Consider the following 12,335-nt stretch of genomic DNA (forward strand, 5'->3'; position numbering starts at 1 on the left):
ATGGGTTAATGCCAAGACTTCCGGCTAAGCTGTCTGCATCGCGTCCCTCGGGCCCGGTTTCTTGTCATTTGCGATGCATGCACCCGGCAAGGAGCGGTCCGATGGGCCCAAGGCAGTTCTCCGGGACTTCCACAAAGCATTGGCAGCAGCGATCGCACTATGCGACAGCAATGAAAGGCGGCACCCTTCCGTGAAGTTCAGAGTCGACCGGGATGTCCTGGCAGAAGCCGTCACGTGGACAGCCCGATCCTTGTCTCCGCGGCCGCCCGTTCCCGTGCTATCCGGCCTCCTGCTCAAAGCCGAAGCAGGCACAGTCAGCCTTTCGAGCTTCGACTACGAAACCTCCGCACGCCTTGAAATCCCCGCGGACATCACCAGCGAGGGCACCATCCTGGTCTCAGGCCGGCTCCTGGCAGACATCTGCCGCAGCCTTCCCTCCGCTCCTGTCGATGTCGAAACCGACGGCAGCAAAGTCACCCTGAGCTGCCGCCGAAGCAGCTTCCACCTGGCAACGATGCCCGAGTCCGAGTACCCGCCGCTTCCGGCGCTGCCCGCCGTCAGCGGCACCCTGCCCGGGGATGCTTTCGCACAGGCTGTGTCCCAGGTGATCATCGCCGCCAGCAAGGACGACACCCTTCCGATCCTCACCGGCGTCCGGATGGAAATCGAAGACGACCTGATCACGCTCCTTGCCACGGACCGGTACCGGCTGGCCATGCGCGAAGTTCCATGGAAGCCCGTTACCCCGGGAATTTCCACGAGTGCCCTCGTCAAATCCAAGACCCTCAACGAAGTCGCGAAGACCCTCGGCGGCAGCGGTGACATCAACCTGGCACTGTCCGACGACGACAGCCGGTTGATCGGTTTCGAAAGCGGCGGCCGCACCACCACCTCCCTGCTGGTCGACGGCGATTACCCGAAGATCCGTTCCCTCTTCCCGGAATCCACCCCGATCCACGCCACCGTGCAGACCCAGGAACTCATCGAGGCCGTACGCCGCGTCTCCCTCGTGGCCGAACGGAACACCCCGGTCCGTCTTGCCTTCACTCCCGGCCAGCTGAACCTGGACGCCGGCACCGGCGAGGACGCCCAGGCCTCCGAAGAACTCGAAGCCCAACTCACCGGCGACGAGATCACAGTGGCGTTCAACCCGCACTACCTGATCGAGGGGCTGAGCGTGATCGAGAGCAAGTTTGTGCGCTTCTCGTTCACCAGCGCGCCCAAGCCGGCCATGATCACCGCCCAGGCCGAGGCCGACGGCGACGACCAGGACGATTACCGCTACCTGGTCATGCCGGTCCGCCTGCCCAACTAGGCACCGCTCGACTAAGCCCTTCCACGATTCCGCCACCCGCCACGCAGAAGAGAGTTCCCACCGTGCACATCGGACTGATCGGTCTTGGAAAAATGGGCTTCAACATGCGCGAACGCATGCGGAACGGCGGCATCGAGGTCACCGGCTACGACCGGAACCCCGACGTGTCGGACGTTGCCTCGGTCGGTGACTTGATCGCAGCCCTGCCCAGTCCCCGGATCATCTGGGTCATGGTTCCGGCCGGCAACATCACCGATGCCGTGGTGACCGAGCTCAGTGAGAAACTCGACGCCGGCGACATGGTGATCGACGGCGGAAACTCACGGTTCACGGAAGACCAGAAGCACGCCGAACTCCTCGCCGCCAAGGGCATCCGCTTCGCCGACTGCGGCGTCTCCGGCGGTGTGTGGGGCCTGCAGAACGGCTACGGCCTCATGGCTGGCGGAGCCGCGGAAGACATCGAGCTCGCGATGCCGGTCTTCGACGCCCTCCGCCCCGAGGGTGAGCGGGCCGACAGCTTCGTGCACGTCGGCGGCGTCGGAGCCGGCCACTACGCCAAGATGGTGCACAACGGCATCGAATACGGGCTGATGCAGGCTTACGCCGAAGGCTATGAACTGCTCGCGGCCAAAGACATCATTACGGACCTTCCCGGCACCTTCCGTGCCTGGCAGAAGGGCACCGTAGTGCGTTCCTGGCTGCTGGACCTCATGGTGAAGGCCCTGGACGAGGACCCGGGGCTGGCCTCGATCGATGATTACGTGGAGGATTCCGGGGAAGGCCGCTGGACCGTGGAGGAAGCGATCGCCAACGCGGTTCCGGCCCCGGCCATCACCGCCGCGCTCTTTGCCCGCTTCGCGTCGCGGGAAGAAACCTCCCCGGCCATGAAGATAGTGTCTGCGCTGCGGCACCAGTTCGGCGGGCACGCAACCCGTCCGTCCAGCTAGGCAGCCGGAGGCCGGCAGGACGCGTGTACCTCGAACACCTTTCGCTGAGCGATTTCCGCAGCTACGCCCAGGTTGACCTGAAGCTCGGCCCCGGAGTGACCGTACTGGTCGGTTCCAACGGGATCGGCAAGACCAACCTCATGGAGGCCATCGGCTACCTCGCCACACTGGGTTCGCACCGCGTGAGCACGGATGCCCCGCTGATCCGCTTCGGCAGCGAACGCGCCATGATCCGGGCGAAACTCGTCCGCGGAAGCCAGGCGACCGTCGTCGAGCTCGAAATTAACGCGGGCCGGGCAAACCGCGGGCGCATCAACCGCGGAAACCCAGTCCGGGCCCGGGACATCCTGGGCATCTGCCAGACCGTGCTGTTCGCTCCGGAAGACCTGGCCCTGGTGAAGGGCGATCCTTCCAGCCGCCGCCGCTTCCTGGACGACATGCTGGTCAGCCTCCTCCCCGCGCATGCTGCCACCCGTGCCGACTACGACCGCGTGCTCAAGCAGCGGAATGCCTTGCTGAAATCCGCCCGCGCCGGCCGTTTCACCGCCGGGCACGAGGCCACGCTCGACGTGTGGGACCAGCACATGGCCCGGGCCGGCGCCGAGCTGCTGCACGCCCGGCTTGAACTGGTGGAACGGCTCCGGCCCCACCTCCAGCGCGCCTATGCCCAGCTCACGGACGGGTCGAAGGACGCGGATGCGCGGTACCGCTCAACGCTGCAGGGCGTACTGGACGACGACGGCGGTCCCGCCGACGGGGCGGCCGCACCTGGCGCCGGGTTGGAGGAGCTGCGACTGCTAAGTGTCGACCAGCTGGCCGGGCGTTACGTCCAGGCGTTCGCGGCCGCGCGGCGCAAGGAACTCGAACGCGGGATCTCGCTGGTGGGCCCGCACCGGGATGAGCTCGATCTGCTGCTCGGACCGGCGCCGGCGAAAGGCTACGCCTCCCACGGGGAAACGTGGTCGATGTGCCTGGCGCTCCGGCTCGCGTCCTACTACGTAATGCTCGATGACGCCCTGACCGGCGGCTCGGCTCCGATCCTCATCCTGGACGATGTCTTCGCGGAGCTGGACGTGCAGCGGCGGCGTAAACTGGCGGCAATAGTCGCCGGTGCCGAACAGGTGCTGGTGACGGCCGCCGTCGACGCCGATATCCCCGAAGAGTTGGCCGGGCGGCGGGTGAAGGTTGTCCCCGGAGGCATAGATGGCGAAGGATGACGGCGGACTGCAGCCCGGCCGGGAGCCGGACCGGATCGACGCCGCCCAGGCGGCGCTGAACAGGATGCGCGAAGCCGCGGCGGCGCGCGGTGAAGTGCGCCGTGCCGCCCCGGGCAAGGCCGCGCCGAAACGGAAGGGCCTGCGCGACATCCGCGGTTTCAGCCAGTTCCACGGCACCGGCAGGGATCCCCTGGGCCTGGGCAAAGTGGTCGGCCGGCTAGTGGCCGAGAGGGGCTGGACTTCGCCGGTGGCCGTGGGCTCGGTCATGGCTGAATGGGATGCCCTGGTGGGCCCGGAAATCGCCGCCCACTGCACTCCCGAGAGTTTCACCGACACCACCTTGCACGTGCGCTGCGACTCCACCGCCTGGGCCACGCAGCTGCGGCTGCTGAATTCGAGCCTGCTGGAACTGTTCCGGAAGGAACTCGGAGAGGGCGTGGTGACGGCCATCCACGTCCTCGCTCCGACAGCTCCGAACTGGCGGAAAGGCGGCCGCAGCGTCAACGGCCGCGGGCCCCGTGACACCTACGGCTGATCGAATTTCCGCCCGCAGCGGGCACTTCCCGAAAATCGCGCACAGCGGCCGTAAACGCACCCTCGCCGTATAGCTCCCCGACTGGTGCCGTCTTGGGCGGTTCCAGACGGGGCCAGCGGCCTGCCACAGGCACGTTTGCACAGAACCGCCACGCGCCAAATCGGAATGAAGGGTCCGGGCACGATAGAATCGTGGAAGACAACTGGGCGCCGGCGAACGGTTGATTGGCCCGCTGCGAAGCACATGAGCAGCGGATCCGCCAGTCAAGGAGTCGCCGGCGTTATCAGTGGCGTCCCTGTTGGCGGCCGCCGCATCCCGAGTGGAGTGTCCTTCCCGGACCTGCTCCGCCCGTGTGCGGTGACGGCCGGCGACCATCGAACACAGAGGAGTCGAAAGCGCCTGTGGCTAACGACAATGCAGAGATCTTGGCAGCTGGGCCCGCGGAGGACCTTGCCAGCATTCCGGACGCGTCCGCCGGTGCCAGGGAATACGGCGCCAGTGACATCACCGTACTTGAAGGCCTCGAGGCGGTCCGCAAGCGCCCCGGCATGTACATCGGGTCCACCGGCCCGAGGGGCCTCCACCATTTGGTCTACGAAGTGGTGGACAACTCGGTCGATGAAGCGTTGGCCGGCTACTGCAGCCACATCGAAGTAACGCTCCAGGCCGACGGCGGCGTCAAAGTCGTCGACGACGGCCGCGGCATCCCCGTTGACATGCACCCCACCGAGGGCAAGCCCACCGTGGAGGTGGTCATGACCATCCTGCACGCCGGCGGAAAGTTCGGCGGTGGCGGCTACGCGGTGTCCGGCGGCCTGCACGGCGTCGGCATCTCCGTGGTGAACGCCCTCTCGCGCCGGGTCGACACCGAAGTCCGCCGCCAGGGCCACGTCTGGCGGATGTCCTTCGCTGACGGCGGCAAGCCGCAGGGCGAACTGGTCCGGGGCGAAGCTACGGACCAGACCGGTACCTCCCAGACGTTCTACCCTGACGGCAGCATCTTCGAAACCACCGAGTTCGATTTCGAGACGCTCCGCGCCCGCTTCCAGCAGATGGCCTTCCTCAACAAGGGACTGCGCATCACTTTGACGGACGAACGCCCGGTCAAGCAGGCGGACGGCGAAGACCTGGATTTGGACGCGGTCTCCACCGAAGGCGAAGTCCCGGCCGAGCACCGCACCGTGGTGTACCAGTACAACGAGGGCCTGCTGGACTACGTCAAGCACCTGAACTCGAGCAAGAAGGTGGACATCGTCCACGAGGACGTCATCGCCTTCGAGACCGAGGACACTGAGCGGCACATCGCCGTCGAAGTCGCCATGCAGTGGACCACCGCTTACTCCGAAAGCGTCCACACCTACGCGAACACCATCAACACCCACGAAGGCGGCACCCACGAAGAGGGTTTCCGCGCGGCGATGACTTCGCTGATCAACCGCTACGCGCGCGAAAAGTCCATCATCAAGGAGAAGGACGACAACCTCACCGGTGACGACATCCGTGAAGGACTCACCGCAGTCATCTCCGTGAAACTGTCCGAGCCGCAGTTCGAAGGCCAGACCAAGACCAAGCTGGGCAACTCCGAGGTCAAGGGCTTTGTCCAGCGTGTGGTCACTGACCAGCTTGGCGACTGGCTCGAGCGCAACCCGGGCCCTGCCCGCGACGTCATCCGCAAGGCCATCCAGGCAGCCCAGGCCCGCATGGCGGCACGGAAGGCCAGGGACAACGCCCGCCGCAAGAGCCCGCTGGAATCCTTTGGCATGCCCGGCAAGCTGTCGGACTGCTCCTCAAAGGACCCTTCGCGCTGCGAGGTCTACATCGTGGAGGGTGACTCCGCAGGCGGTTCGGCCAAGCGCGGCCGCAACCCGGAAACCCAGGCCATCCTGCCCCTGCGCGGCAAGATCCTGAACGTGGAGCGCGCCCGCCTGGACAAGGCGCTGGGCAACAATGAAGTCCAGTCCATGATCACCGCCTTCGGCACCGGCATCGGCGAAGACTTCGACATCTCCAAGCTGCGGTACCACAAGATCGTGCTCATGGCCGACGCCGACGTGGACGGCCAGCACATCACCACCCTGCTGATGACCCTGCTGTTCCGCTACATGCGTCCGCTCATCGAGAACGGCTATGTGTACCTGGCCCAGCCGCCGCTGTACCGCATCAAGTGGTCGAACGCTGCGCACGATTACGTCTACAGCGACCGGGAACGGGATGAAACGATCCGCAAGGGTGCCGCGATGAACAAGCGCCTCCCGAAGGACAACGGCATCCAGCGCTACAAGGGTCTGGGCGAGATGGACTACACCGAGCTGTGGGACACCACCATGGACCCGGACCGCCGCACACTGCTGCAGGTCACCATGGAGAACGCCGCCGCAGCGGATGAGATCTTCTCCGTGCTGATGGGCGAGGACGTCGAGTCCCGCAGGAACTTCATCCAGCAAAACGCCAAGGACGTCAGGTTCCTGGATATCTAAACAGGCTTCTCAGCCCGCTTACATTCCAGAACTTACATATACCTGAAACGGAATACATACTATGAGTGACGAAACCCCCGAGGTACCCGAGGAACAGGACACCCCGGAGACCGTTCTTGAAGGCGACGTGCTGGTTGACCGCATCGAACAGGTGGACCTTCAGACCGAAATGCAGCGGTCGTACCTGGACTACGCCATGGCCGTCATCGTCGGCCGCGCCCTCCCGGACGTGCGGGACGGCCTGAAGCCGGTCCACCGCCGCGTGCTGTACGCGATGTTCGACGGCGGATACCGCCCCGACCGCTCCTTCAACAAGTGCGCCCGCGTGGTCGGCGACGTCATGGGTACCTACCACCCGCACGGCGACATGGCGATCTACGACGCCCTGGTCCGCCTCATCCAGGACTGGACCATGCGCTACCCGCTGGCGCTTGGCCAGGGCAACTTCGGCTCCCCGGGTAACGACGGCGCCGCAGCTCCGCGTTACACCGAAACCAAGATGGCCCAGCTGGCCATGGAGATGGTCCGGGACATCGACGAGGAAACCGTCGACTTCCAGGACAACTACGACGGCAAGAACCAGGAACCCACCATCCTGCCGGCGCGTTTCCCGAACCTGCTGGTCAACGGCTCCTCGGGCATCGCCGTCGGCATGGCCACGAACATCCCGCCGCACAACCTGCGCGAGGTGGCCGACGGCGTCCAGTGGTACCTCGAGAACCCGCAGGCCTCCCGCGAGGAACTGCTCGAAGCGCTGCTCCTGCGCATCAAGGGCCCGGATTTCCCGACTGGCGCAACCATCCTCGGCCACAAGGGCATCGAAGAGGCGTACCGCACGGGCCGAGGCTCCATCACCATGCGCGCCGTGGTGAACGTGGAGGAAATCCAGGGCCGTACTTGCTTGGTGGTCACCGAACTGCCGTACCAGGCCAACCCGGACAATCTGGCCATCAAGATCGCCGAACTGGTCAAAGACGGCAAGATCCAGGGCATCGCGGACCTCCGCGACGAAACCTCGGGCCGCACCGGCCAGCGCCTGGTGATCGTGCTCAAGCGTGACGCCGTGGCCAAGGTGGTGCTGAACAACCTCTACAAGCACACCCAGCTGCAGGACAACTTCGCCGCCAACATGCTGGCGATCGTCGACGGCGTGCCGCGCACCCTGACGCTGGACGCCTTTATCCGGCACTGGGTGACGCACCAGATGGACGTCATCGCACGCCGGACACGGTACCGCCTGCGCAAGGCCGAAGAAGAGGCACACATCCTCCGCGCCCTGCTCAAGGCGCTGGACATGCTGGACGAGGTCATCGCCCTCATCCGCGCCTCCAGCACCACGGAGGCAGCCCGCGACGGCCTGATGGAGCTGCTGGACATCGACGAACTCCAGGCCCGCGCCATCCTCGACATGCAGCTGCGCCGGCTGGCAGCGCTGGAACGGCAGAGGATCCAGGAAAAGCACGCGGAACTGGAAGCCCTGATCGCTGAGTACAAGGCGATCCTCGCTTCCGAGCAGCGCCAGCGCGAAATCATCAGCACCGAGCTCGCCGAGATCGTGGCCAAGCACGGCGACGACCGCCGGACCCACATCCTCATGGGCTTCGACGGGGACATGTCCATCGAGGACCTGATCCCCGAAGAAGAAGTGGTGGTCACTATCACCCGCGGCGGCTACGTCAAGCGCACCCGCAGCGACAACTACCGCTCCCAGCAGCGCGGCGGCAAGGGCGTCAAGGGCGCCCAGCTGCGCGGCGACGACGTCGTGGAGCACTTCTTCGTCACCACCACGCACCACTGGCTACTCTTCTTCACGAACCTCGGCCGGGTGTACCGTGCCAAGGCCTACGAGCTCGCCGAAGCCGGCCGGGACGCGAAGGGCCAGCACGTCGCCAACCTGCTGGCGTTCCAGCCTGACGAGCACATCGCCCAGGTGCTGGACCTGCGCGACTATGCCCAGGCCCCTTACCTGGTGCTCGCCACCAAGAGCGGCCTCGTCAAGAAGACCCGCCTGGAGGACTACGACACCAACCGCAGCGCCGGCGTCATCGCCATCAACCTGCGCGACGAGGACGAGCTGGTCTCGGCACAGCTGGTGTCCGAAACCGATGACCTCCTCCTGGTGTCCCGCAAGGGCCAGTCCATCCGCTTCACCGCAACGGACGAGGCACTCCGCCCCATGGGCCGCGCCACCTCCGGCGTGACCGGCATGAAGTTCCGCGAAGACGATGAGCTCCTGGCCGCGGACGTAGTCAAGGACGGGTCCTACGTTTTCGTGGTGACCGAGGGCGGTTACGCCAAACGGACCGCCGTCGAGGAATACCGCCTCCAGGGCCGTGGCGGCCTTGGCATCAAGGTGGCGAAACTGGCCGAAGAACGCGGCGACCTGGTCGGCGCCCTCATCGTCCAGGACGAGGACGAGGTCCTGGTGGTGATGGAAGGCGGCAAGGTTGTCCGCTCCGCCGTCTCCGGCGTTCCCGCTAAGGGCCGCGATACGATGGGCGTCATCTTTGCCAAGCCGGACAAGAACGACCGCATCATCGAGGTGGCGCGCAACAGCGAACGCGGGCTCGAAGGTGAAGAGACGGACGAAGAAGAACAGCCCGGAGCCACGGATAACGTAACCTTGGCTGCAGACGGCGGTGCCGCCCAGGCGGCCGCAACCAGCGACGGGACCCCCGAAGCGGACAGCAGCCAGGAACCCGGCGCCGAGCTGAATGAAGACAACACCGGAGGAACGAATGAGTAATCCTGACTCATATCCCAAGCCGAACACAGACGTCCCCGGCGGACTTCGTCAGCCTTCTGGCGCTCCCCAGACCGCTCCGGCGGCCGGTTCCCGTCCGCCGGTCCCGGCGGGCGCCCCGGCCTCCGCGCAGCGCCCGGCCGGCGCTCCGGCTTCCGCGCAGCGCCCCGCCTCACCTGGCCAGCGCCCCGCGGCCCCGGGTGCGCGTGCTGGTCAGCCCGCACGTCCCGCGTCATCCGGGCAGCGCCCGGGCAATCCGGGACTCGTGAAGCCGGCGCCGAAGGCCAAAGTGCGCCGCGCGCGCCTGCTGGTCAGCAAGGTGGACCCCTGGTCGGTCCTGAAGATGGCCTTCCTGCTGTCCGTGGCCCTCGGCATCGTCACAGTCGTGGCCGCCATGGTGCTCTGGACTGTCCTGGACCTCACGGGCATCTTCGATCAGGTGGACAGCTTGCTGGGCACCCTTGCCGGGTCCGAAGGCGGTGGCTTCGAACTCAAGAAGGTCGCTTCCTTGGGCCAGGTGTTGTCCTTCGCCACGATCATTTCGGTGGTCAACGTGGTCCTGCTGACCGCCCTGTCGATGTTGAGCGCCGTGCTTTATAACATTTCCGCAACGCTCGTCGGCGGTATCGGCGTCACGCTGACTGACGATTAGCAAAACCCCCGGAAATCCGCGGAAAAACCGCGCGGAACCGGAGGAAAATGCCTCGATTTGAGATCGGGCCGGGGTGTGCTGTAGAGTCATATCTCGGCCCGATGAGGCATCGGGGCGTATAGCTCAGGCGGTTAGAGCGCTTCGCTGATAACGAAGAGGTCCCAGGTTCAAGTCCTGGTACGCCCACGGAACCTGTACGGTTCCACGGTAAAGGTCCGCAAGGATCGGAACGGGGTGCACTGTGAAGAAGTTGCTGATTGTTGCAGCTGCGATCGCAGGCGTCCTGCTCTACCGGAAGGTGCAGGAATCCGAAGCCCGGAAGACAGTCTGGAGCCAGGCAACCGACACGGTTGACTAGCCGGATGCAGGACGGAAGCGGTGAAAGCCGGCAGATGTCTTGCGGTAGTATGGACGGGTTGCTTCTTATGGGGGCATGGCGCAATTGGTAGCGCACCTGCTTTGCAAGCAGGGGGTTCGGGGTTCGAGTCCCCGTGCCTCCACCATAGGGAAGAGTCCCGGTCAGAAATGACCGGGACTCTTTTGTTTTCACGGCACTGTCTTTTCGAGAAGAACGGCCTTTTCAAGGGGCACCGCGGAACGGGAGTGAGCTTGAACTTCGTCTTTGCGGCCCTGGGTGTCCTTGGCGTCGCAGCCTCCGGCCCGCTGATTGCCGCAACCCTCGCGGGCACCACCGCCACCGCGCTGGGGATCGCCTTCTGGCGCAACGCTATTGCCGCCGTCGTGCTGGCTTCCCCGGTCCTGATCCGGGAACCGCGGCAGTTCCGTGACATCACCCGGCGCGAAGCGCTGTGGACGGGGGTCGCTGCCGTGGCCCTGGCCGCGCACTTCGCCTGCTTCATCACCTCCCTTCAGCTCACCTCGGTGGCCGCTTCCACCGCGCTGGTTTGTTTGCAGTCGGCCTGGATCGCCGTCTTCGAGTTCCTGCGCGGCACCCGGCACCATTGGGCGGTGCCGGCCGGCCTTGGGGTCGCACTGGGCGGCGTGGTGGTTATCACCGGCTTCGACATGGGGTCTTCGCCGGAGGCGCTCTGGGGCGACGTGCTTGCCTTGGCCGGCGGACTGTTCGGTGCCCTCTACGCGCTGGCCGGGGGCCGTGCACGGCAGACCATGGGAACCGGCAGCTATACCGCGCTGTGCTACGGAATCTGCGCCGTGCTGATAGCCCCGCTGGCGCTGGCCATGGGCCAGCCGCTTGTCAGTTTCGACGCCGGAGGCTGGCTGGGGATCCTGGCGATCACCCTCTGCGCCCAGTTGGTGGGCCACACCATGTTCAACCACCTGCTGGCAACCATGAGTCCCCTGCTCGTGTCCATGATCATCCTGCTGGAAATCCCGGGAGCGGCCCTGCTTGCCGCCGTGTTCCTGCGCGAGGCGCTGCCGGGCGGCACCTACATCGGGCTGGGGCTGATCCTGGCGGGGCTCGCCGTCGTGGTCGGCGGGCAGCGGAATGGAGCAAAGGGCGACGGCGACCGGGCCGCTACCGCGCTCGGAACGGACTGAGGCGCGGCTCGCGGGAGTCTACTGGCCGCCGCGGCGAACGCTCTGGCTGGAGCTCGCGGTGTGGATCGCCCGGAGCAGCTTGGCCGGGAAATACACCGAGAAGAAGACGACCATGGGCGCCTTCAACGCCATTTTCTTGACGTTGTGGGCCTTATAGGTGCGGTCGAAGCGGGTCACGTAATAGCGGTAGTCCCGGGGTGAGTCCTCGAGCCGGCGGGCGGACATGCCGGAGACCATCTGCGGCCAGTACTGCACCCGTAGCTCGTGTTCGAAAAGATGCAGCGAGAGGTCGATGTCCTCGTGCATCTCGTCTTTCTCGTCCAGGCACGCTTCGTCGCGGATGGTTTCCCAGGCCGTGCGGCGCAACGCCATGTTGGAGCCGAAGAGGAAGTGATACTGGTGCTTGGCCAGGCGGAGCATCAGCTGGCGCATCTTGTCGTCGGCCTTGAGCCCGAAGCGGCGCATGGGCATGTCGTAGTAGACCACGGGGCCGGTGGCGGCTTGGACATCCGGGTCCATGAAGGCGTTCTGGACTTGTTCCACCCAGTCGGGTTCGAGGACCGAGTCCGCGTCGATGCGCCCCAGGACCTCTCCCGTGGCGGCGTTGAGCCCGAAGTTACGGGTGGGAATGAGGCCCTGGGTCTGATCCTGGCTCAGCAGGATGATCGGGCTCTCGGGGTATTCCTGCTGCATCTGGCCAACAATCATGGCCGTGCGGTCCGTGGACATGTTGTCAACGACGATGATCTCGGCTGCGGGAACCGACTGGTAAATGGCGGCGATGAGGCACTGCCTGATGACGCTTTCCTCGTTGTACGCCGGAATGACGATGGAGACTTCCGGCCTGGGTGCGTCAGGAGCGGCGAATTCTTCGGGCGATCTATCGGCTGACATCCAGATAAATCTAACACCAGCGTTGTGGCCGGCG

10 protein-coding genes and 2 tRNA genes are annotated in these 12,335 nt (G+C 65.5%); 11 read left to right on the forward strand and 1 reads right to left on the reverse strand.

Annotated features, from left to right (window positions below; translation table 11 throughout):
- Nucleotides 1–190: 190 nt before the first annotated feature.
- From dnaN to BLP88_RS08875, 11 genes are all read left to right on the forward strand, one after another.
- A complete protein-coding gene (gene dnaN / locus BLP88_RS08830; RefSeq protein WP_074588529.1) occupies nucleotides 191–1,315 on the forward strand; it encodes a DNA polymerase III subunit beta in 1,125 nt (374 codons plus the stop codon).
- A gap of 62 nt (nucleotides 1,316–1,377) precedes the next feature.
- A complete protein-coding gene (gene gnd / locus BLP88_RS08835; RefSeq protein WP_074588530.1) occupies nucleotides 1,378–2,262 on the forward strand; it encodes a phosphogluconate dehydrogenase (NAD(+)-dependent, decarboxylating) in 885 nt (294 codons plus the stop codon).
- A gap of 23 nt (nucleotides 2,263–2,285) precedes the next feature.
- Nucleotides 2,286–3,479: a DNA replication/repair protein RecF gene (gene recF / locus BLP88_RS08840; RefSeq protein WP_074588531.1), complete on the forward strand. Its 1,194-nt coding sequence runs from the start codon at nucleotides 2,286–2,288 to the stop codon at nucleotides 3,477–3,479.
- A complete protein-coding gene (locus BLP88_RS08845; RefSeq protein WP_074588533.1) occupies nucleotides 3,466–4,014 on the forward strand; it encodes a DciA family protein in 549 nt (182 codons plus the stop codon). The genes recF and BLP88_RS08845 overlap by 14 nt, the downstream gene beginning before the upstream one ends.
- Nucleotides 4,015–4,415: 401 nt before the next feature.
- The gene (gyrB, locus tag BLP88_RS08850) at nucleotides 4,416–6,491 is read left to right on the forward strand and encodes a DNA topoisomerase (ATP-hydrolyzing) subunit B (RefSeq protein WP_074588534.1); all 2,076 of its coding nucleotides are present in this window, start codon (nucleotides 4,416–4,418) and stop codon (nucleotides 6,489–6,491) included.
- 61 nt (nucleotides 6,492–6,552) lie between these two features.
- Nucleotides 6,553–9,237, forward strand: a complete 2,685-nt coding sequence (gyrA, locus tag BLP88_RS08855) for a DNA gyrase subunit A (RefSeq protein ID WP_074588535.1) — start codon at nucleotides 6,553–6,555, stop codon at nucleotides 9,235–9,237.
- The gene (locus tag BLP88_RS08860) at nucleotides 9,230–9,886 is read left to right on the forward strand and encodes a DUF3566 domain-containing protein (RefSeq protein WP_074588536.1); all 657 of its coding nucleotides are present in this window, start codon (nucleotides 9,230–9,232) and stop codon (nucleotides 9,884–9,886) included. Before gyrA ends, BLP88_RS08860 begins: the two co-directional genes overlap by 8 nt.
- A 112-nt stretch (nucleotides 9,887–9,998) precedes the next feature.
- Nucleotides 9,999–10,072, forward strand: a tRNA-Ile gene (locus tag BLP88_RS08865).
- A gap of 55 nt (nucleotides 10,073–10,127) precedes the next feature.
- Nucleotides 10,128–10,244 carry a DLW-39 family protein gene (locus BLP88_RS19030; RefSeq protein WP_210210398.1) on the forward strand — a complete coding sequence of 39 codons (117 nt, stop codon included), beginning with the start codon at nucleotides 10,128–10,130 and terminating at the stop codon, nucleotides 10,242–10,244.
- Between the two features lie 69 nt (nucleotides 10,245–10,313).
- A tRNA-Ala gene (locus BLP88_RS08870) sits at nucleotides 10,314–10,389 on the forward strand.
- Nucleotides 10,390–10,495: 106 nt separating this feature from the next.
- A complete protein-coding gene (locus tag BLP88_RS08875) occupies nucleotides 10,496–11,407 on the forward strand; it encodes a DMT family transporter (RefSeq protein ID WP_074588757.1) in 912 nt (303 codons plus the stop codon).
- 18 nt (nucleotides 11,408–11,425) lie between these two features.
- On the opposite strand, the gene BLP88_RS08880 is transcribed toward BLP88_RS08875, so the two are convergent.
- Nucleotides 11,426–12,301, reverse strand: a complete 876-nt coding sequence (locus BLP88_RS08880) for a glycosyltransferase family 2 protein (RefSeq protein WP_074588538.1) — start codon at nucleotides 12,299–12,301, stop codon at nucleotides 11,426–11,428.
- Nucleotides 12,302–12,335 lie beyond the last annotated feature (34 nt).

It is taken from the genome of Arthrobacter cupressi (assembly GCF_900099975.1).
Taxonomy (GTDB): domain Bacteria; phylum Actinomycetota; class Actinomycetes; order Actinomycetales; family Micrococcaceae; genus Arthrobacter; species Arthrobacter cupressi.